The sequence below is a fragment of the Cohnella candidum genome, from assembly GCF_003713065.1.
In the GTDB taxonomy this organism is placed as follows: Bacteria; Bacillota; Bacilli; order Paenibacillales; family Paenibacillaceae; genus Cohnella; species Cohnella candidum.
Genome location: NZ_CP033433.1, coordinates 1,335,920 through 1,356,133 on the forward strand (window position 1 = coordinate 1,335,920; position 20,214 = coordinate 1,356,133).

At 57.9% G+C, this 20,214-nt stretch carries 18 protein-coding genes; 11 read left to right on the top strand and 7 right to left on the bottom strand.

Annotated elements, in window-relative coordinates:
- The first annotated feature begins 10 nt into the window (after window positions 1-10).
- Window positions 11-1,111, top strand: a complete 1,101-nt coding sequence (locus EAV92_RS06310; protein ID WP_123043601.1) for a PAS domain-containing sensor histidine kinase — start codon at window positions 11-13, stop codon at window positions 1,109-1,111.
- 85 nt (window positions 1,112-1,196) lie between these two features.
- Here the strand turns inward: EAV92_RS06310 and EAV92_RS06315 are convergent, their stop codons facing one another.
- The 4 genes from EAV92_RS06315 to EAV92_RS06330 all read right to left on the bottom strand — a co-directional run bounded on the left by EAV92_RS06315 (window position 1,197) and on the right by EAV92_RS06330 (window position 5,942).
- Window positions 1,197-2,813: an S-layer homology domain-containing protein gene (locus tag EAV92_RS06315; protein WP_123040277.1), complete on the bottom strand. Its 1,617-nt coding sequence runs from the start codon at window positions 2,811-2,813 to the stop codon at window positions 1,197-1,199.
- A 106-nt stretch (window positions 2,814-2,919) separates the two neighbouring features.
- Window positions 2,920-4,359 (bottom strand): hypothetical protein, encoded by a 1,440-nt coding sequence (locus tag EAV92_RS06320; RefSeq protein ID WP_123040278.1) that lies wholly within the window; start codon window positions 4,357-4,359, stop codon window positions 2,920-2,922.
- Between the two features lie 57 nt (window positions 4,360-4,416).
- Complete coding sequence (locus EAV92_RS06325) at window positions 4,417-4,992, bottom strand: undecaprenyl-diphosphatase (protein WP_123040279.1); 576 nt, start codon at window positions 4,990-4,992, stop codon at window positions 4,417-4,419.
- A 56-nt stretch (window positions 4,993-5,048) separates the two neighbouring features.
- Window positions 5,049-5,942: an alkaline phosphatase family protein gene (locus EAV92_RS06330; RefSeq protein WP_123040280.1), complete on the bottom strand. Its 894-nt coding sequence runs from the start codon at window positions 5,940-5,942 to the stop codon at window positions 5,049-5,051.
- Window positions 5,943-6,101: 159 nt separating this feature from the next.
- Here EAV92_RS06330 and EAV92_RS06335 point away from each other — a divergent pair, with 159 nt between their 5' ends.
- The gene (locus EAV92_RS06335) at window positions 6,102-7,283 is read left to right on the top strand and encodes an MGDG synthase family glycosyltransferase (protein ID WP_123040281.1); all 1,182 of its coding nucleotides are present in this window, start codon (window positions 6,102-6,104) and stop codon (window positions 7,281-7,283) included.
- On the opposite strand, the gene EAV92_RS06340 is transcribed toward EAV92_RS06335, so the two are convergent.
- On the bottom strand, window positions 7,213-8,322 hold the full coding sequence (locus EAV92_RS06340; protein ID WP_123040282.1) for a glycosyltransferase family 4 protein: 1,110 nt from the start codon (window positions 8,320-8,322) through the stop codon (window positions 7,213-7,215). The genes EAV92_RS06335 and EAV92_RS06340 overlap by 71 nt on opposite strands.
- A gap of 292 nt (window positions 8,323-8,614) precedes the next feature.
- On the opposite strand from EAV92_RS06340, the gene EAV92_RS06345 reads away from it, so the two are divergent.
- From EAV92_RS06345 to EAV92_RS06365, 5 genes are all read left to right on the top strand, one after another.
- Window positions 8,615-10,117 (top strand): sensor histidine kinase, encoded by a 1,503-nt coding sequence (locus EAV92_RS06345; RefSeq protein WP_123040283.1) that lies wholly within the window; start codon window positions 8,615-8,617, stop codon window positions 10,115-10,117.
- Window positions 10,092-10,796, top strand: coding sequence for a response regulator transcription factor (locus EAV92_RS06350; RefSeq protein ID WP_123040284.1), 705 nt, complete (start codon window positions 10,092-10,094; stop codon window positions 10,794-10,796). The genes EAV92_RS06345 and EAV92_RS06350 overlap by 26 nt, the downstream gene beginning before the upstream one ends.
- Window positions 10,797-10,953: 157 nt before the next feature.
- Complete coding sequence (locus EAV92_RS06355) at window positions 10,954-12,123, top strand: MGDG synthase family glycosyltransferase (protein WP_123040285.1); 1,170 nt, start codon at window positions 10,954-10,956, stop codon at window positions 12,121-12,123.
- A complete protein-coding gene (locus EAV92_RS06360; protein ID WP_164472644.1) occupies window positions 12,110-13,315 on the top strand; it encodes an MFS transporter in 1,206 nt (401 codons plus the stop codon). Before EAV92_RS06355 ends, EAV92_RS06360 begins: the two co-directional genes overlap by 14 nt.
- A gap of 33 nt (window positions 13,316-13,348) precedes the next feature.
- Window positions 13,349-13,840, top strand: coding sequence for a divergent PAP2 family protein (locus EAV92_RS06365; protein WP_123040286.1), 492 nt, complete (start codon window positions 13,349-13,351; stop codon window positions 13,838-13,840).
- A 55-nt stretch (window positions 13,841-13,895) separates the two neighbouring features.
- Here EAV92_RS06365 and EAV92_RS06370 read toward each other — a convergent pair whose 3' ends face one another.
- Window positions 13,896-15,353: a glycosyltransferase gene (locus tag EAV92_RS06370; RefSeq protein ID WP_123040287.1), complete on the bottom strand. Its 1,458-nt coding sequence runs from the start codon at window positions 15,351-15,353 to the stop codon at window positions 13,896-13,898.
- A 48-nt stretch (window positions 15,354-15,401) separates the two neighbouring features.
- Window positions 15,402-16,547 (bottom strand): YheC/YheD family endospore coat-associated protein, encoded by a 1,146-nt coding sequence (locus EAV92_RS06375; protein WP_123040288.1) that lies wholly within the window; start codon window positions 16,545-16,547, stop codon window positions 15,402-15,404.
- Window positions 16,548-16,680: 133 nt separating this feature from the next.
- On the opposite strand from EAV92_RS06375, the gene EAV92_RS06380 reads away from it, so the two are divergent.
- The 4 genes from EAV92_RS06380 (at window position 16,681) to EAV92_RS25175 (ending at window position 20,122) form a co-directional block, all read left to right on the top strand.
- Window positions 16,681-17,706, top strand: coding sequence for a phosphotransferase (locus EAV92_RS06380; protein ID WP_123040289.1), 1,026 nt, complete (start codon window positions 16,681-16,683; stop codon window positions 17,704-17,706).
- Window positions 17,703-18,821, top strand: a complete 1,119-nt coding sequence (locus EAV92_RS06385; RefSeq protein ID WP_164472645.1) for a glycosyltransferase family 4 protein — start codon at window positions 17,703-17,705, stop codon at window positions 18,819-18,821. Before EAV92_RS06380 ends, EAV92_RS06385 begins: the two co-directional genes overlap by 4 nt.
- 4 nt (window positions 18,822-18,825) lie before the next feature.
- On the top strand, window positions 18,826-19,623 hold the full coding sequence (locus EAV92_RS06390) for a HipA family kinase (protein ID WP_164472646.1): 798 nt from the start codon (window positions 18,826-18,828) through the stop codon (window positions 19,621-19,623).
- A 190-nt stretch (window positions 19,624-19,813) separates the two neighbouring features.
- Window positions 19,814-20,122, top strand: coding sequence for a heterocycloanthracin/sonorensin family bacteriocin (locus EAV92_RS25175; protein WP_123040292.1), 309 nt, complete (start codon window positions 19,814-19,816; stop codon window positions 20,120-20,122).
- Window positions 20,123-20,214 lie beyond the last annotated feature (92 nt).

Below are 20,214 nucleotides of genomic sequence, written 5' to 3' on the forward strand. Positions count from 1 at the left end.
TCGGGAGCCCTTGAAGCGTTATCCGTCCGAAAACATCGCTTCCAACGTCAATCTGCTGCTGGAGCATCTGGACGGCCATATCGCCGATGAGGAATTCAGGGACGTCGTGAAGCGTTCGCTTAAGCAGCTGGCCGACGTCAAATTCGCGCTGGATGAGGCTTCGATCGTCGCTGTCACGGACCGTAAAGGTACCATCCAGTATGTGAACGAGAAGTTTTGCGAGATTTCCGGTTTTTCCAAAGAAGAATTGCTCGGGCAAGACCATCGCATGATCAATTCCGGCTATCATGATAAAGCCTTTTTCCAAGAGCTGTGGCAGACGATTTCTTCGGGCCGGGTGTGGCGGGGGGAAATCAAAAACCGGTCTAAGCACGGCAGGCTGTATTGGGTCGATACGACGATCGTTCCTTTCGTGGACGAAGCCGGCAGAGCTTACCAGTACTTGGCGATCCGGCACGAAGTGACGCGGCTGAAGGAAGCGGAGGAAGAGCTGCAGTCGATGATGTCCCAGCTGATGCAGGTTCAGGAAGAGGAACGCCGGCGGTTTTCGCGCGACCTTCATGACGGCATCGGCCAAAGCCTGTTTTCGCTGAAAATCACGGTGGACCGTTTGATTTCCGAAGGAGGCGGAGAGGGTCTCGAGGCGCTGGGCCGCGAGGTGTCCCAATTGATGACCGAAGTGCGGGGCCTGGCCTGGGAACTCCGTCCGTCCGTGTTGGACGACCTCGGCGTCGTGCCCGCTCTGCGGACGTACATTGAAAATTTCGGCGAGCATTACGGCATATCTGTCCGTTTCGAATACAATCTGAGAAAAAGGCTGAACCTGCTCGCGGAAACGACCATTTACCGGATCGTGCAAGAAGCGATGACGAATATCGGCAAATACGCCGGCGTCTCGGAGGCTTGGGTGACGATCCGCGACTTGGGAGACAAGGTCGAGACCGTGATCGAAGACCGCGGTGCGGGATTCGACCCGAAGGAATCCCGCAAAGGCGTCGGCCTCTTCAGCATGGAGGAGCGCGCGCGGGCAGTATCCGGCGAACTGCAGATTCGTTCGGAGCCTGACCGCGGCACCGTCGTCCGACTGACCGTTCCGGCGGATAGCGTCTGATCGATTCTTTAGGCCGTTAAATAAAAACCGCCCGGTAGGACCCTGCCGCGAAGCGATTCGCAGCGGACACCCGCCAGGCGGTTTTTCATTTGAACCGATAGGACGAGAATTTCATCGCGTTGCGCAAACTGCCCCAGACATCCGTGCTCTCTCCGCCCATATACCAGTAGGCATAGCCCGCAAGACCGAGCCGCTCGCCCAGGCTGGCTTTAGCGGCCAGCGAACGTCCGTCCTCTACCCAGAGTTCATGCGTATTTCCTTGATCGGAGTAGGAAGCGGTATATTGTCCGAGATCCGCGTTCCATACCATTAAAGGGCTGTGGGCTTTCAGCGTTTCGTTCTGATACACGAGACTCCAATCTTGCGCTGTCGTACCGGCGCTGCCGACCGTCCAATCCCGGGTATAGAGCGGCAGCGCCAGAATGACTTTGGACGCCGGGACGCGAGTGATCAGCGTGTTCAAGCCGGATTCCAGCCAAGGAAGGGAAGAGACCGAGCCGGCGGAGCCGCCGTTCCAGTGCTGATCGTATCCCATCATCACGATATAGTCCGCGCTTTTGCCCAAAGCAGCATAGTCATATGCGTCCGTCCAATCGCTGTACGTGTCGGGCGACAGATTGACCGACAACACGGCATGAACGGAATCGAGCCCCGAAGCCAGATCTGCAATGAACTGCGTAAACCCGCTTCGGTCCTGGGGATCGACGTTCTCGAAATCGACGTTGAGCCCGTCGAGGCCATTATTCTTAACCTCATTAGCTAAATAGGCGACCGCTGCGGTACGCTTCGCGGAATCCGACAGCATGCCGTGCGTCATCTCCCGGTCCGAGTGGTTGCCGACCATTGCCCACACAGGCTTGCCGTGCTGATGGGCCCAGGTAAGCAGGGAGGCGTCGTAGCCGCTGAGCGTCATCCCCGAACTCTCCAGGAAGAACCATCGCGGAGACAAGGTGTTCACGTTGGAGGAAAGCACCTGCTTCTCGAATTGCGCCGTCGTTTGGCCGTACTGCCAGCCGATTTGGATTTTCATTTCCGTTGCGGCGCGGATTTGGGATGTCCATGCTTCCCGCTGCAGCACGTTGTCCATCATGACGGCGGCTTCCTGTCGGGTCACCGGCGCCGCCGGGCGGAACGTCGTTCCGTCGCCTTTCATGATGCCGAGCTCCTTCATCTGCGCGACCGCCGCAAGAGCGTAGGAAGCGATTTGGTCTGCGTCCTTATAGCCGGTTGCTTCGGAGGACGCGGAGAGCGCTTGTTTCGCCGCACGAGCCAGCATCGCCGCCGCATCCTGCCGGGACACCTGGCGATCCGGCCCGAAGGTGGAGGCAGAGATTCCGGTCACAATGCCCATTTGGACGGCCGTGCTGACCCAGCCGTACGACCAGGCTTTCTCCGGTACGTCCGTAAACGCCGGAACGGCCGCAGCGACCGACTCCAGACCGAACAGGCGGTCCAGCATCGTCGCCAGTTCGGCTCGCGTGACCGCCTTCCGGGGCTCGAAACGGCCGGCGCCCGTTCCGTCTATTAAATTCGCTTGATATAAACGCACGATGGCGTCTTTCGCGTAACTGTCGGAAATATCATCAAACGGCAGCTGCGCCGCCGCCGAAACCTCGGATCGAAACGGCGTCGCGAGCGCCAAAACCGCGAGGATCGAGGCCAGCGCCTTTATCCATGCTTGCTTTCGTTTCAGCCGATTCACCCGCTTTGCTCGATAGAATAAGAGATACTCTCATTCTATCGATGTAAGCGTTACGAAATCGACCGCTTAAATGTTGGGAATGCGTCCAGCAGACGCGGCCGCGGATTCAGCGGGCAATCGCGAACACGCTGCCGAAATCGCCCTTGAACGCAGGCGGCCCGAACTCCTTCGACCAGTCCTCGAGCAACTTGCCGGATACGTCGTTCCTCGCGATCACGTATTCCGGCTTGTCATAGGCGACGATCTCGGGCAAATATTCCCCGAATCCGTACATGGAGCGCTGGAAGGCGTTCCAGCCGAGCGCGCCTTTGGATTCGTCGGTCACGAACGGATCCTGCCTGCCGTCGCAGAGGACGTCGCCGCCCCGGAACATGACGTAACCCGAAGCTCCGTAGGACGCCATCACTTTCGGACGATGGCCGTCCGCCGTTTGCCGCAGGATGAAGTCCATTTCCTTCACGGGATAGAGCCGGACGTCGACGGCGGGAGGCTGTTGGAACACTTGCCACGTATTCGCAGCAAGGCCGATGAGCAGGCAGACGGCCAGGCTGCGCGTCCCGAATTTCACGCGCATGCCCCGAAGCGCGGGAATTTCGTCCGGCAGCGTCGCGGCGAAGTAGGGGATGAACAGCCACATGAACAGGTTCTGCTTGAAGCTCGACACGCCGAGATACAGGATGCCCAGCATGAACAGGAATCGGAACGGCTTCCGATGAAGCGTGAAAGGCAGGATCGAAACGAAGAACAGCAGCAGCAACAGAATCGGAAAATGGGCCATTTTCGCGAAGGGGATGGGCTGCCACTCGTTGATGAGCATGTTGAAGTCGCCCTTCGTCACGGTGAGAATGAACAGGATGCTTTTGAGCCCGCCGGGATTGGCGAGTCCGGCCAGCAATACCGCCGCGAAAGTAAACGTATGGCGCTTCGTCCATCGGCGTTCCCACCATGTCTCGATAACGGCCATGGCGGTGAAGGCGGCGATCACGAGCCAGACGCCGGCGTGGAAATTCGCCACGCCGAGGGACAGTAACGTTAGCAGTACGGTTTTTTTTCCGCTGGGGCGCATTTGGAATTCCCGCAAAAACGCGACGAACCAGACGATCATCCATGCGGACACCATCTGCGGGCGGATCGCGAAATAGTTGTAGAAGATCCAACTGACGACGAGCAAGATAAAAGGCAGCAGCAGGGGATGCCGTGGCTCGAGACCGAGTTCGGTCCGGGAAACCCGGGTCAGACGATCCATTCCGAAGATCAGCATAGCCAAACAAAAGGCGGTCAGCAAGTAAGCGCCGGCCCATCCGAACGCCGTGTAGAGGAGAGAAATCACGATCTGGAAGGCGAATTCGTGAGGGACGTAGGGCAGCTTGTCCCCATAGAAGGTATGTATGGCGTGGTGAAGCACGGTCTGATGCTCGACCATATAACGTCCCAGCTCGATGTGCCAGAAGGTATCCGGATCGTTATAGGTGTAGCGGGGAAATAGGAGGAGAAGGGCAAGGACGGTCATCGCGCCGAGCGCGGCGGGCAGCATTTTGGGTATCATCGGGACTCCTTCGGTAAAAAGCGGCCTGCCGGGAGGGTAGGCCGCTGGATGTCTGCGTCACGGGTGGGGAAGAAAGCTCAGCCGTGACGTTAATTTTCGGTAAACGCGAATGAAAAAATTCGGAAGCGCGTCTAAACGGCCGCTTGTTTTCCATACGCCGTAGCTGACGACCAGAGAAAGCGCCATGGCTCCGAGAATGTCGCCCGGATAATGCACGCCGACGTATACGCGGGCAAAGCCTGTCACAGCGGCCAGTGCGAGCATAAGCCATCCCGTTTTCCGGCGGGCGAACAGAAGAACGAACGCCACGGAAAACGCGAAGGTCGAATGGTCGCTCGGGAACGAAGCGTCCGGGGCGTGCGGGATCAGCTGGTGAACCGCATGATCGACGAACGGGCGCGCATGGCCCACTTCCGGCGAAATCACGAGCCCCGCGATCAACAGCGAAACGGCCGCCGACAAACAGGAGAAGAAAACGAGCTTTTGATTGGCCGTTTTTCCCGTCAGCCACAGCAATGCCAATAGGGCCAGCATAACCCAAATCAGGTCCTGCGCGCAAAATTCCATGATGTCGTCGATTCCGTCGAACCGGCCGGCCACACCGTTAATGAGTTGAAACAAGGTATAGTTCATGCGAAACGGCACCTCTTTTTTTCTTCCCACTATACCGGCCGGTTCTTAAAAATCTATTAACGGAACACTTGCAGAGGCTCCGCACTCTTGCTGGCTCCGAGCGGCGGCAAACCGTAAAGGTTTTCGATCGTCCGCAGCAGGGAAAAATGGTTCGACTTCAGGGCGTAAGAGCCCGGTTTGATCATCGGACCGACGAGGAAGGTCGGAATTTTGTTTTTGGAGCTGAAGTCGTCTTCGTCCCATGTGACTATAAAAAGGCTGTTATTTTTCCGTGCCCACTCTACGTATGCGGACAAGTTTTGCTTCAGCCAATCGTCCGCCTGCTTCACCGTGCCGTCGTGAATGTCGTGGTCCAGGTTCGGCACGACGAATGAAACGTCGGGCAATTTCGAAAAATCTTTAGGGAAGGCCGAAAACGGCATGTTCGCGGAAGACGGAACGTTCGTGAAGTTCGTCCATGGGTTGTGCTTCCGAGCGTATTTGAATTTGGAATCGAACGACCCGTCGAAGCCCGTTTTGGGCAAGCTTTCCGAATAGCCCCCGAACGAATAGCCTTTCTTGATCAGCTCGGAAGCCAGGTTGGCCGTGCTGAATTTCGTTTTCGGCCGCTTATCGTCCTTGATCCCTTGATTGGAGCCAGAAAACAAATCGTAGTAATTGGGCTGGCTCGGATGTTCGATGGCGTAGTGATTCGTGAGATTGGCTCCCGCTTTCATCAATTGATTCATGTAAGGCGCGTTCGGGTTATTGAAAATCTGTTTATACGAATGGTTTTCCTCGATCACGACCACGATTTTATTCACTTTCGGTTTGTTGGTCGCGGCCGTGTGAACCGGTACAGCCGGGGAATGAAGCGAGGGCGCGGAGGCTTGTCCATTCTGCGCGGCGCAAGCGGGCAGCAACAGTGCGGCTAAGAAAAGGGTAATCGATAATCGTTTGGCGGAATTCATAGGTCCCACTCCGATCGTCAAAGTCTGGATGCGCCCCCATTATAGGCCAAGCCGGTCTGGAAGGCAACGGAGGGCGGAGCCGTTAACAAGGAAAACGATTCGGCTTCATCCCGGGTTAACGTTCGCGGCTTATCGTGAAACCATGAAGGGGGCGTCCGTATGCGCGAAAACCCTTGTATTCTCATCATTTACGCCACATTCGGCGACGGGCATGTCCAAGCCGCGGAATCGATTCGCCAATCCTTCGCGGCACTCGGCATTGGGCGCGTGCATTTGGTCGACCTGTTCGCGGAAGCCCACCCGAACTTGAACGCCATTTCCCGGAAAACTTACTTGCTCAGCTCCGCTTATTTTCCCAGGTTGTACGGATTCAGTTACGACTTTACCAACCGTCTCCGTCCGGATCCGATGTACAGCAGGCTTTTCCACTCCGTCGGCAGACGCAAATTAAGGGAAATCGTAGACCGATTAAAGCCGGATGCCGTCATTCATACGTTTCCTTATTTGGCAATGGCCGAGTTGAGCGAGCGGCTCGCGCTCGGCATCCCCACGTTTACGGTGTTGACCGATTATGTCCTGCACAGTCGGTGGGTTCATCCCGACACGGACCGCTACTATGTCGCGACGGAAGGATTGAAGCGCTCCTTGGCCGCTTCGGGCATCGCGGACGACAGGATCGCCGTGAGCGGCATCCCGATCCGAGGCGTATTCTCCCAACGGCTGGACCGGGATTCGGCGTGCTCGGAGTTGGGACTGGATCCCGCCCGGAAATACGCGCTGGTTTCGGCCGGCGCCTATGGCGTGCAGGGACACTTGAATAAGATGGTCCGAACGCTGCTGGAGCATTCCGATTGCGATGTCTTGCTCGTCTGCGGGAAGAACCGGAACCTGCTTCGGAAAATGGAGACGGCGTTCGCCGGGGAACCCCGGGTTCATGCGATGGGTTTCGTGGAGCGCATGGAGGCTTGGATGGCGATTGCCTGGTGCTTGATCACCAAAGCGGGGGCGATGACGCTGACCGAGGCGATCAGCCAATCTCTGCCCGTGATCGTATACCGTCCGCTGCCGGGACAGGAACGGGGAAACGCCCAGGTCTTGTCCGACCTGGGCGCAGTCTTAACCGCTCGTCACTCTGAGGAATTAAGGGAATGCTTGCGGACGCTCCATTCGCAGACGGCCCGAACGAAACTGACCGACGCCATGTCCGGCTTGCACGTCCCCGGGTCCTCCGACCGGATCGCTTCCGACATTCTGCGTAAACTCTCTGCCGTCAAGCATCCCCATGCAGATTGGGGGAGGCGTACAGCCTCGCAAGCCGTTTCGCTGTCGCGGACCAACTGAAGCGCTCCATGCAATCCATGCGGGCTTGAAGCTTCATGGTGCCGAGCAGCGAACGGTCGTTCGCCAGACGGACGATCGCGTCCGCGAACGCTTGCGGTTGTTTGTAGCGGGCGATCAGCATTCCGTTGCGGTTATGGACGACGATTTCCTTGATTCCGCCGATGCTGGACGCGATGACCGGCATTCCCGTCGCCAAGGCTTCGACGTTGACGAGCCCGAACGCCTCGTGCAATTGGGAAGGGCAGACGAAGACGTCCGCATCTTGGAACACCTGTTGAATGCGGCGATGGGGGACAGTGCCCAGAAAACGGGCATTCACGCCGAGTTTCTGCGAGAGTGCACGCATGCTGCGGGAGTAAGCCGCGTTCTTCGTGCCGCCCGCCACGACGAGCTCAAGCGGTCTCGCGCTTGCGCGTTTGGCCAGCTTCACCGCCCTTAACAGCACGGGCAAGCCTTTGCGCGGAATGAGCCGGCCGGCGAACAGCAGTCTCAATGCCCGCCTTGGTTTTGCAGATGCGGCCGGCTTGAACCGTGACGTATCCACGCCGAGCCAGACTTTGCGGATTTTCGCGGCGGCAAACGGAAATCGCTTCGTCAGCTGCGTCTTCAGCGACTCGCTGTTGGCGATGACGAGGTCGGCGCTCCTCATGCCCGCGCCTGCCGCTTCCCGGGTGGCGAGAGGGGGGCTGACGAACGTGAGCGAGTGCAAAAAGAGAGACACGACGGCGTTCGGGAACATCTTTTTAAGCGAAGGGACGAATTTCGGACGATTGTCGACCTGGATGACGTCGAAGGACTTTCCCTGCAGGAAGCTCCTTACGTTCGCCAAATACTTCTCCGGGCTCCCGGTCGCGACCCGGTAGATGTGGACCCCGGAAACGGCGGAATACGCCGGGTAACGCCGGTGGGAACGGCTGATGACCGTTACCGAATGTTGCTTCGCCAATTCTTTGGCAATCGCGAGGATCGTAATTTCCACGGAACCTCCCAGGATCGGAGGGACGGGAATCTGCTCCGGCGCGATGATGGCGATTCGCATGTATCGTCACCTGCTTCAGTGTGGGAGATCATCTTCAATGTATGTCCGAGTGATACATGCAGTGAACCCAGTTTCGACCGAACGGCGGGGATGGGGACGAAATGGGTGGATGTGCAGCCTTCATTCGGAGATCGATTTAAGAAACGCTTAATGCTTTCATCACTGGATTTTCAGAATCGGGTGGCATGATCGGACAAAGGAGATGTTCCAAAGGGCGGAGAGGGGTTCTTGTACTTTGGCAAGGAATCGCATATGTTGGTACGAGACGACCGCCGAAGGAGCTTGCCGAAAGATGTCCATCCGAACGAAACTCATCCTTTCTTACGCGGCGATGCTTTTCGTGCCGCTTATTCTCATTCTTTTGATTTCCGCCATGCTGATCACGGCCTTTCAGGGCAGCCTCCAGAACGTCAAGGCGTTGTATGAGCAGACGGAAAATATGTTCGATCGAGAAGATGTCGGACATGCGATCCATGAGCTGGATCGGACGATCGCCCGCAATCCGAACGCGGCGCCGGATGCCGCGTATTTTCGGGAAGTCGGGGAAGAGTTGGCACGAACCGGTACCGGACTCATATGGAGCCGGGATTCCCGAATCGTCTACACTTCGGATCCTTTGACGAACGTAAAGGGTTTAACCGCGTTGCTGCCTTCTTTCCGGCATGCGGGCTACGAATCCCGCCTGCCTGCGGTTCGGATCGGAAACGATTACTATGTGGGTTCCCGATATGATTTTAGCTCCCAGGGCAGCCGAAATTCCGTGTATTTCTGGACGCGCATGGATCCCATCGCTTATTTCGCGCGCCGGTATTTTCCGATGCTCTTCACGATCTTGCTCGTGATCCTGGTGGCGACGCACGCGATATTGACTTACGTCATGTCCCGCACGATTATTCGCCCGCTTCGGCAGTTGAAAACGGCGGCGAGCCGCATCCGCGAAGGAAATCTCGATTTCACGGTGAGAGTGGAAAGCAAAGACGAGATCGGGCAGCTCGGGATCGCTTTCGAGGACATGCGGGACCAGCTCCAAAAGTCCCTTGCGCTTCAGCGGCAATACGAGGCCAACCGCAAGGAATTGATTTCGAGCATTTCGCACGATTTGAAGACGCCGATCACCGCCATCCGGGGATACGTGGACGGCCTGTTGGAAGGGGTCGCCGACACGCCGGAGAAAAGCGATAAATATATCCGGACCATATCCGCGAAAGCCGATGAAATGGACCGGCTGATCGACGAGCTGTTCTTGTATGCGAAGCTCGATTTGCATCGGATCCCGTTCTCATTCGAAACCGTTCCGCTGGCCGGATTCATGAAGGATTGGGCGGAAGAGCTGCATTTCGAAATGGACAAGCGATCGATCGGGTTCGAGCCGATATTCGATATTCCTTCCGAGGCGTCGGTACTCATGGATAGGGACCAATTCCGGCGCGTGCTCGCGAACGTCGTGGCCAACAGCATCAAATACGCGGATAAGCCGGACAGCCGAATGAGCCTGCGCGTATTCCGGGAAGGCGAACGTGCCGTTATCGCCTGGCGCGATAACGGCGCGGGGATATCGCAGGAAGCGCTTCCCCATGTGTTCGAAAGGTTTTATCGCGCGGAAGCCTCGAGAAGTACCCAAACGGGAGGTACCGGTCTCGGCCTGGCGATCGCCAAGCAGATCATGGAGGAGCACGGAGGAAGCATCGAAGCGCAAAGCGAGAAGGGGATCGGCACCACGATCCTGATCAAGCTTCCCCTTCTCGGGGGCGAAGAAAGCGGGGACACGGATGGCGAAACGCATATTGCTCGTTGAGGATGAACCCAGCATCGCGGAGCTGCAACGGGATTATCTCGAAATCAACGGATTCCGCGTGGATATCGCGCCTGACGGCAATCAGGGCCTTGAGTTGGGGCTGACGGGGCAATACGACCTGATCGTGCTGGACATCATGCTTCCCGGCATGAACGGGTTCGACGTGTGCAAGACGATCCGGGAACATTCGAACGTCCCCATTCTGATGGTTTCGGCGCGGCGGGAGGATATCGACCTCGTCCGCGGCCTCGGCCTGGGAGCGGACGATTATATGACCAAGCCGTTCAAGCCCGCGGAACTGGTGGCGCGCGTAAAGGCGCATATGGCCCGCTACGAACGTCTGACGGGCGGAGGGGAAAGCTCGCGGAATGAAGTGCGCGTCGGCGGCTTGTATATCGATTACGACAAGCACCGGGTATACGTGAACGAAAAAGAAGTCATGTTGACCGCGAAGGAGTTCGAATTGCTTTATTTTCTCGCGACCCATCCCGAGCACGTTTTCAGCAAAGACCAGATTTTCGACCGCATCTGGGGCATCGACGCGATCGGAGACACGCAGACCGTGACGGTGCATATCCGCAAGCTGAGGGAGAAGATCGAAGCCAACCCCGCCGAGCCCAAGTACGTGGAAACCGTATGGGGGACCGGTTACCGATTCCGGTCCGATCCGAACCGATAAACGGGCATATAGAGCAACGGAGCAGCCATCAGGCCGCTCCGTTTTTTTGTTTTTCCGGCGCCCGGCCGTACGGTTAAGAAACGCTTAATAACTTCTTCACCGAGAGTTGAGATTTCGGCAGTACCCTGAAATCACGAAGAAGAAAGGCGTGATAACCATGCGGGCGACGCCCCGAATCGTGATCGTATATTCGAAATTCGGCGACGGCCATTACCAGGCCGCGCGGGCGATGCAAGAGCAATTCGCGGCCGCTGGGGTCACCGACGTCCGGCTGGTCGATTTGTTCGGAGAATCGCATCCGCTATGGAATGCCGTTTCCCGATATTTTTACGATAAAAGCATGAACCGGTTTCCCCGTTTGTACGGATGGAGCTATGAAATCACGAACGAAATGAATTCGGACGGTTCTTTCGCCAAATGGCTGCATTCATTGGGCACGCGCAGGCTGAAAGCCATTCTGGAAGCGGAGCAGCCGGATGCGGTGATCCATACGTTTCCTTTTCTCGCGTTCTACCGGATGAAGGAAAGAGACGGACTCAGCATTCCCGGCTACACCGTCATTACCGATTATGTCTTGCACTGCCGGTGGCTGCACCCCCAAACCGACGGGTATTTCGTCGCGACGGATGCGTTGAAGGCGAAGATGAAAGCGAGAGGCGTGAGGGATGAACGCATTCATGTCACGGGCATTCCGCTCCGCAAGGAGTTCGAATCCCCGTCGAGAGCGGGGAATGTCTTCCGGGAGTACGGTCTGGATCCGAATAAGCGCCATGTCCTGGTCATGGCGGGAGCGGGAGGCGTATTTTCGGACTTGAAGACGCTGCTTCCGGAGTTCATCGGGATGGAAAGCGATCTCTCTTTCATTCTGGTAACCGGGCGGAATGCCAAGTTGTATGAGGAACTTCGCAATCGGTTCGCGGGATTGCCTTCGGTTAAGGTTCTCGGATACGTGGAGGGGATCCACCGCCTGATGTCCGTCTCGTCCTGCATCGTCACCAAGGCCGGCGGGCTTACTTTGACGGAAGCGCTGGCGCTGCGAGTGCCCGTCATCGTATACCGGCCGCTGCCCGGCCAGGAACGGGGGAATGCCGAATATTGGGCGGACAAGGGCACGGTCAGGATTGCGGCCGATCGGAACGCTCTTCGCGAATCGCTGCAGGATCTGACCGATGGCGTATCGTGGGGCGGAATTGCCGCGGTGAACGGCCGCGCATCGCAGAATATCGCGGAGTTGGTCGTGTCCCGTCTTCCCCTGAGCGGACAATTGAACCGGGATGGCCAACTCGTCCCAGGCAAAGGAAGGCGCGTGCTCCATGACTTTACGTGACCGGCTTTTCGGCAGGATCGCAGGCGTGCCTTTGGATCCTTTATTCGCGGTGTTGTTTCTGCTCGAATTCGTTCGCGGCGCTTTCTTGGTTTCCTATTTGCCGAGTTATGCAGCGGATACGTTGAACATATCCGCGTCTGTCGTAGGCGTGGCCGTTTCCGTTCATTACTTGGCGGACAGTTTCGCCAAATGCTTGGCCGGTTACTTGTTGGACAGGCTTCCGCATAAACCCGTCCTGATCGCGGGTTTACTGCTCGGCGCGGCGAGTCTCTTCGCGATGAACGTAACCCGGTCTCCGGGCGTCCTGATCGCCGCTTCCGCTCTTCTCGGTCTCGGCGGCTCACCGGTCTGGCTGGCTTGCCTCAGCCGGATTGACGCCGCGAGAAGGGGCGAGCAAATGGGCGTTCTCTATCTCTTTTGGATGGCCGGACTCGGGCTCGGACCCGTTGTCACGAACGTCCTGATGGATATCAGTTATCGCGGCTCGTTTTCCGTCCTGCTCGCGCTTACGGTTGCCGCAACGCTTGCGGCCGCTCTGATTTCATTCGCCGGGAAACGCAAGACGATCGTCGCGGCCGGCATGGAGGAACAGCTGCGGGAGATCCGGAAGCGGCTGAAGGCGATGGGATTGCTGCTGCCCGGTATGATGATCCAGACGATGGCGGGCAGCCTGCTGGTGCCGATTTTATCGCGGTTCGCTGCGGAGCAGGTCGGCTTGAGCCACGCGGAATTATCCGTTTTGATGGTTTCGGGAGGCGCGGCTGCGGGTCTCGGTCTCATTCCGATGGGCAAGCTGTCCGACCGGTTCGGCGGGCGGTGGTTCCTGGTCGGCGGATTCGGGACTTTCGGCGCATCGGTCTTCGCCGTCTCCTTCGCGCGTTCTTTCGGAGAGGCCGAGTTGCTGGCTTGTCTGCTCGGCCTTTCTTACGCGGCGCTTCTTCCGGCATGGAACGCGCAGCTGGCCGGCTACGTCCCGGAATCCTCCAGCGGAGTCGGCTGGGGGATGGTCTCCGCGGTGGAGGGTATCGGCGTCGTCCTCGGTCCGCTGGCCGGGGGATGGCTCTCCGACCGTTTCGGCTTGCCGATGCCGTTCCGGGTATGCGCCGTGCTGTTCGCGCTCATTGCTGCCGTATATGTCAGCCAAGGGGCAGCCAATGATCCTTTACCTGCACTGCAAGTCGATCATCGATAAGCACGGGAGGTTAATGGAATGTAAGCCCGTTTAATGGACGAACCTAGTGTTCAGGCAGAAGGAGGTTGGCAAGCCGTGCTCCTGAATTTCCCGCTAATTGCCGCGCTAATCGCAATCGTTGCGGCCCAGATCATCAAAGTGCCCATTTATCTCGTCACCCACCGAACGTGGAATGCCGCATTAGGCTTCAGCACGGGAGGGATGCCGAGTTCCCATTCGGCGGCCGTGACCTCTCTTGCTGCGGCGATAGGAATCAGGGACGGTTTCTCTTCGAGCTTGTTTGCCATCGCCGCGATCGTGAGCGCCATTACCATGTTCGATGCGATGGGGATTCGGCGGCACGCGGGCATTCACGCATCGATTTTGAATCAATGGGCGAAATCCAATCCGAACTTATCGCAAGCCGGTCAATCCCGCGGAGAATTAAAGGAATTGCTCGGGCATCGTCCAAGCGAGGTGCTCGCCGGCGCGATATTCGGCGTCATCGTTGCCTTGATTCTTCACTATGCGCTCGCAATCCGGTAGCCCAAGGAGATTATCCGCAAAAGAACGATAAAAGGAGCCGTTGTCAGGGCTCCTTTTATCGTTTTTGCGTTTGTCCGGCTTTGGCCCATGGAGGAGGCTGATTCAGGATCGGTTGCTTTGGCTGGACGGGCGGCTTTTGCGGGACAGGCGGTTTTTGCGGGACAGGAGGCTTCTGTCCGGCTTTGGCCCAGGCAGGGGGCTGATTCAGGATCGGCTTCTTTTGCTGGACAGGCGGCTTCTGCTCGACAGGCTGCTTCTGCTGGAGAGGAGGCTTTTGCTGGATAGGTAGCTTCTGCTGGAGAGGAGGCTTTTGCTGGACAGGTGGCTTCTGCAGGAGAGGTGGCTTTTGTGGGACAGGCTGCTTCTGCTGCTGAACGGCTTTAAGCTGGGAAGGAGGGCGCTGAATTTGAGCTGGCTGCTTCAGCTTTTGCCGATAGAGACGGAACATTTGTTTGGCCATTCCGGTCACGGAGAATCGTCTTTCCACCGTTTGCCTTCCGAATGTGCCCCATTCGCTCAGCCGTTTCGGTTGTTTCAGCATCTCGACGAGTCCACCCGCGATCCGATCGGGAGTGGCGGGCGCCGAAGCCCCATGATCGCCGAAATGGTCGCGGATCGACCGCGCAAGCGTTTGCGGGGTCACCGGACCGGTATAACCGGACACGCCGACGGCGAGCACCGGCTTCCCGCAAGCCATGGCCTCCAATGCGACCCTTCCGGTTCCGACGACGAGGTCTGCCGCCCAATAGAGCTGCCGGACGTCCGACAAAGCAGGCTGCACGATCATCCGGTGGACTCCGTATTTCGATTGAATGCCGGCCGCTGCTTTGCGCAAGGTGTTCAAGTGGGGTCCAGGGCCCGTGAACACGAAGACCGATTTCGGAAAACGAGCCAAGACACGGTTCGCCGCTTGTATCAATTTCAAGGCGATCAGATGTTTAGGAGCTTGGAACCGTCCCGCATAGACGATGACGGGAAAGGCGCTTTGGGCTTTCCAACGGGCCTTCCACTTGGCCGTTCGGGCATCCGGCTTAAACCGGAACGTGTCGATTCCGTTCGGCGAATAGACGAGCTTCGCGGCATCGATTCCCCGTTTGGCGCCCCACTGGGCCATCTGGGGAGAACTCGCGACGACGGCTTTTGCCAGTTTGGCGGCTTTTAGGGTAGGTACTTGACCGACGTATTTTCCGTGGAGCGTGATGACGAAGATCCTGCCTTTACCCGGCTGGCCCCAAGCCGAAATCCAACGAAAAGAAGGGGTGTCATGCCCGTGGATGACCGAGTAGCCGTTCTTCTCCGCCAGGGTCCGGAAATACTTGGCCGGGCGGCTTCGTTCGGACGGAGGGAGGAGGTGGACCTGCACCCCGCTCGCGCGGAACATCGGGGCGAGCGGCCCCCCGTAGGAGCCGACGCCGACTTGGATGCCAAGCTTGATGAGCTGCTTCGCGAGCGCTAGTACATAGGTTTCCGTACCGCCCACGTTCAGGCGGTTGACGAGCATTAGAACCTTCATTCGGCGCGCCTCAAATCATCGGGAAGTTCAGCCCCTGATGCGGCAGGGCTAACGCAGTTTATGCTTGACCGCACCGATTCGCGCAGGCGGTCGGCCTTGAGCCGCCAAATAAGAGGCGAAGCCCGCCGTCAAATCCGTTACCCGCTTGAGCATGGAGGGAGTGAGCAGATCGCGGCCGGGAATTTCGTTGAAATCGAGCAAGTAAATGCCGCCTTTCCGGTCCACGGCGACATCGATGCCCAGATGGCTGAGCGTCGGCCGGAATCGGGTGAGATATTTGACGGCCAGTATCGCCGGCTTCACCAGATGCTCCGCAGCGGGCAGAAGCGTTCCGCTGAGATCGGCCCACGCGCGCAGTTCCTCCCACGTGGTCTTGGTTCCTCCCGCATGGCTGTTCGTGACGATCGATCCGGGCCTTCCCAGCTTCGGCCGGATCCCCGCGCCATGCCACTGTCCGTCCTCGCCGCGATGAACGACGACCCTGAAATCGATTTTACGGTCGCCTCGGCGGATCAAATCCAGCCCTTGTTGTGCCAAATATTTTCCCTTTCGGAGCCGCCTCAAGCAAAACGCCCGCAACCGAGCTTCAGTCATCGTGATGTCCCGAAGCCCCTTTGCGGCCGGACCTGAGGTACGCACCGCATATCGATTCGCTCCCGTTTGCCGGATTTCGACGATTCCCTTGCCTTGGCTGCCCCGGATCGGCTTGAGGTAGATGAAAGAATGCTTGTTCAAGAGAGCCAAGATGTCGGAAACGCGCGTTGCCGATATACTTTCGGGCAGATGGGAAGCGATCTCCGAATTTTCATTCAGAAGCTTATGCAGCTTGGCTTTGTTGAAAAAGAAGGGATTAAATACCGGGATGCCGAGCTTGGCCATCCGCGCTTTGACCGGTCTGGCACCGATTCCTCGGCCGCGGACGCCTACCGGATAGTTCTCGTACAGAACGTCCGGAAACGGATGCCACGCTCGATTCCAGCCGGTATTTCCGTCCTCCGATTCGGTAGACCAGGCATGGATTCTGCGCCGGCGGAAATCCACGTCCTCCGATCGGAAGAACAACACCTGCAATCCGCGTTTTCTGCCCGCCGCATGGAACATTCTCCAGGTTTTCGCCGGCCTGCGGAACAGGGCGGCCGCCCGCGTCCCCCGCGGGGGAAACGCCTTCTGCAAGATACCGAAACGTTTCCTCAATGGAAACGACACCTCCTTCCTCCACGTTATGTGAATTCCGGCTTATCGGTCGGCCCATTTCTCGCTGAAAACCGCGCGTTAACGTTCCGTTTACATATGGATATTAAAAGGCCGATGCAAAGGAGAATGAACGTTGACCGACCGTACGATCGCGAGGCTTGCCCAAGCGTTCCATATCCGAGTGAAGAGCATGCGGATCGTGAAATCCGGCGTTTATCGGCTCGAGACCGAAGGCGGGAGGGCGTATGCGCTAAAGCATATGCGATACCCGGTCCGGCGGATTTTATGGATGGACAGGACGCTGAGACGCGTCCGGAAGAACGGATTTGCCGGCATATGCTGGCGCGATCCTCGGCAAATCGGAGGCAAGCCCCTGTTCGTCAGGCTTCGCGGAAAGAAAGCGACCTATATTCTCACGCCATGGATCCAAGGGAGGCAGCCTTCGCCGGATTCATCGGATGACCTGCGGGCATGCGCGGCGGCATTGGCTCGGTTCCATTTGGCCGGCAGGCGTGCCGCTATCCCGAGGCAGGGTGCTTTAGATCTGACCGGGCGCTGGCCTGCTATCCTGAAAGCCCGGCTGTCGCTCATTCGAAAATATGTGAGCAAGGCGAAAACGGCAGGTAACGGGAACGAACTGGACGTTTGGCTGAGGAAGAATGGAGACGACTTGCTGGGCCGTGGAGAGCAAGCGCTCGGGCTCCTGGAGCGAAGCCCTTACCGCCGGCTTTGCCGAGTTTCCTCTCGCAGCCGCGTTTTATGCCACGGGGACAGCGGACCCAAGAATTTCGTGTTCACCGGAGACGACCCCAAGCTCATCGATTTCGAGACGCTCCGGCTGGACTTGCGGGCGTACGATTTGTATCGCCTGATCCGGCTGGCTTGCAAACACCGGGGGTGGTCTTTTGCGGCTGCGAAAGCCGTGTTGGAAGGATACGGCGGCGTCTCCAAGCTTGAGCCGGGCGAGCTCCGACTTGTTCTGGCATGGCTGCTGTTTCCGAACAAAGCGTACAAAATCCTATCCCGAAGCGGGAAAACAAACGCAAAAGGAAGACGCGCTCTGACGGATGAGCTGCGGTCGGCTGCGGCTGCGGATCTTCGATTACCGTCCTTTCTTCGCGAATGGGACGATTACGCGAGGGAGGGGGGAAAGACATGAGAATCTGGGTGTTGACCAACGAATACGCGGGCAATATCATCGGCGGGCTGGGCGTCGTGGCGACCCACTTGTCCCGCGCATTGTCCAGAAGAGAAGGGCTGCATGTCACGGTCATCTGCAAAGGGAAGGAGCGACGCGTAACCGCCGTTCACGGTCCATCCTTGTCGGTGATCCGGTTTCCCCGGAATTCGCGGTTCCACTCGGTTGCGTCACAGTTCTTCCGGCCGGTTCCGGTCTTGAACTGGCTAAAGCGGCACGGAATCGCGTTTCCCGATTTGATCCACGTTCACAGTCTTCAATGCCTCGAACTGGCCGAGTACATGAAAACGCACGAAAGGACGCCCATCGTCTATACATGCCACTCTACGGTGAAACTGGAGCCTTCCCAAGTCGGCCGCGCGAAGACGGCTCTTCGCCAGGAGAAGCTGATCCGGCTCGCGGATGCAGTCACCGCGCCGAGCGATTGGCAGAAAAACGCCATTCTCGGTTTTTATCCTTATACAGGCGACGTTCGGGTTATCCGCAACGGCGTCGTCGAGAGACGGGCCAACCGTAGACAAAGCAAAAACCGGTATCGGTTGCTTTTCGTCGGTAGGATGAACCGCATTAAAGGCGTCGATGAGCTGCTTCGCGCCATCGCCTTGCTTAGGAAGACGCATCCGCGCATCAGACTCGATCTCGTCGGATCGGGTTCCAAGAGCTATACGCTGCGATTAAAGCGGCTGTCCAGGCAGAAGAGGCTGACGGGGAAAGTCAGATGGCTGGGCAAGCGGAACCCGGCGGCCGTGTGGCAGCTTTATCCCCGGTACGGGGCGGTCGTCGTGCCAAGCCGACACGAGTCGTTCGGACTTGTCGCCTTGGAAGCGATGGCCAGCGGCGTCCCGCTCGTCGCGACCCGCAACGGCGGATTGCAGACTTTCGTGAACGAAAGCAACGCGGAAATCATCTCCGACGTGACGTCCCGGGATATCGCTTCTGCGATTCTGCGGATGTGGCGGAATCCGGAGCTGAAGGAGACGAAGGTAAGGCGGGCCCAAGAAACGGCTAAGAGCTACCGGTGGGACGATATCGCGAGACAATACCACTTTTTGTTCTCCCAATACGCCGGAAGGTGATCGGATGCCAATGAAGTCTTGGACCGTTCTTCGCGAATGGAAGGCCAAAAGGCAGGGGCAGGTTTGGATCGTTCGGCACGTTTCCGGCAAACGCGGATATTTCAAGTACGCGACCCGCAAGCAGTGGTATTTCGCCGGCCCGTTCGTCGCCAACGAATATATCGCCGCGAAATTGGCGGCCATACTGGGATTTCCGGTAGCTGAACTTACGATCGCGCGAATCCGCGGGAAGGACGGGCGCATCCGAAGTGGAGTTGTCTCCATAGCGGAAGACGCGGACGAGGTGGTGACCTGGCGGGAAGCCGGCGGACACGTCCGGTCGGATCCCGCCCGATACGTCAATCGCATCGATCTGCTGCGGCAGCTGATCGTATTCGACGCCTGGATCACGAATCTCGACCGTTCCAACGGCAGAAACCTCATTTTGTACCGGAACCGCGAATCGGAGAAATACGACTGGTACCTGATCGACCACGGCAATACCTTGTACGGCTCACCTCGGAAATGGAAGAGGGGGACTTGGAGATCGCCGATTTGGCAGAGGGTTTGGCGGTTCTGCCATACGCCGCGCGGGCTGCTGCGCCTGCAGTCGTCGTGGGAAGTTTTGGAGCCGATGGTGAGCAAAATCGAAAGCTTGACCGAGAAGCAAATCGACGCCGCGTTGAACAGCGTTCCAATAGGTTATATTGGCGGCGAGCATAAGCAATTCACGAAACGGCTGCTTCTTTCGCGTAAAAAACAGCTGCGAGGCATCATGAAACGCTGGCTCGCTTTCCGCGGGATCAAGGAATCGAAATGGTAAAGGCGATTTCCTTCAAAAGCCCACGATACCGCCCATGGCGGAGATTTCGTGGGCTTTTTGCCGATTTCTCCTGGGCGTTCGAATCAGTAACAAGAGCGGAGGAAGATACATAAGTTATTTTGTCGATAGGAGCATTCGATAACCGATACGGAACCGCTCGCGATGATTTTACAAATGGAGGGTTACACCCATGGATGAGTTTAAACAAGGTCTTCAGAATCTCGAGGTTTCTGCGTTCCAGGCCGGACCGGTCACGCCGGCTGAGGCCCAGGCCCAGTACCCGGCGGGAGATCCTCGCCTGTGCATCGGCTTCGGGATCGGTTTCTGCGTCGGAGTATGTGCCGGTGTATGTGCCGGAGTTTGCGCAGGTGTATGTGTCGGAGGCTGTGTCGGGGTATGCGGCGGGGTGTGCGCCGGTTTCTGCGGCGGGTTCCGCTGCGGCGGATGCAGATGCGGCGGTTTCAGATGCGGCGGGTTCCGCTGCGGACGCTGCTTCTAAGCTTGGCCAGCGGCGCGTTTCGTGCGCGCGACTGGAGAAAAGGCGATGCAGGGGTTATCCTGCGTCGCCTTTCTATTTTGGCGAGCGATAGC

Bases quoted from the DNA above. Each gene is read 5' to 3' on its own strand.
- EAV92_RS06325 (WP_123040279.1), bottom strand. From the start codon at position 4,992: ATGAACTATACCTTGTTTCAACTCATTAACGGTGTGGCCGGCCGGTTC.
- EAV92_RS06365 (WP_123040286.1), top strand. From the start codon at position 13,349: ATGGACGAACCTAGTGTTCAGGCAGAAGGAGGTTGGCAAGCCGTGCTC.
- EAV92_RS06360 (WP_164472644.1), top strand. From the start codon at position 12,110: ATGACTTTACGTGACCGGCTTTTCGGCAGGATCGCAGGCGTGCCTTTG.
- EAV92_RS06350 (WP_123040284.1), top strand. From the start codon at position 10,092: ATGGCGAAACGCATATTGCTCGTTGAGGATGAACCCAGCATCGCGGAG.
- EAV92_RS06330 (WP_123040280.1), bottom strand. From the start codon at position 5,942: ATGAATTCCGCCAAACGATTATCGATTACCCTTTTCTTAGCCGCACTG.
- EAV92_RS06320 (WP_123040278.1), bottom strand. From the start codon at position 4,359: ATGATACCCAAAATGCTGCCCGCCGCGCTCGGCGCGATGACCGTCCTT.
- EAV92_RS06340 (WP_123040282.1), bottom strand. From the start codon at position 8,322: ATGCGAATCGCCATCATCGCGCCGGAGCAGATTCCCGTCCCTCCGATC.
- EAV92_RS06385 (WP_164472645.1), top strand. From the start codon at position 17,703: ATGAGAATCTGGGTGTTGACCAACGAATACGCGGGCAATATCATCGGC.
- EAV92_RS06390 (WP_164472646.1), top strand. From the start codon at position 18,826: ATGCCAATGAAGTCTTGGACCGTTCTTCGCGAATGGAAGGCCAAAAGG.
- EAV92_RS06370 (WP_123040287.1), bottom strand. From the start codon at position 15,353: ATGAAGGTTCTAATGCTCGTCAACCGCCTGAACGTGGGCGGTACGGAA.
- EAV92_RS25175 (WP_123040292.1), top strand. From the start codon at position 19,814: ATGGATGAGTTTAAACAAGGTCTTCAGAATCTCGAGGTTTCTGCGTTC.
- EAV92_RS06335 (WP_123040281.1), top strand. From the start codon at position 6,102: ATGCGCGAAAACCCTTGTATTCTCATCATTTACGCCACATTCGGCGAC.
- EAV92_RS06345 (WP_123040283.1), top strand. From the start codon at position 8,615: ATGTCCATCCGAACGAAACTCATCCTTTCTTACGCGGCGATGCTTTTC.
- EAV92_RS06355 (WP_123040285.1), top strand. From the start codon at position 10,954: ATGCGGGCGACGCCCCGAATCGTGATCGTATATTCGAAATTCGGCGAC.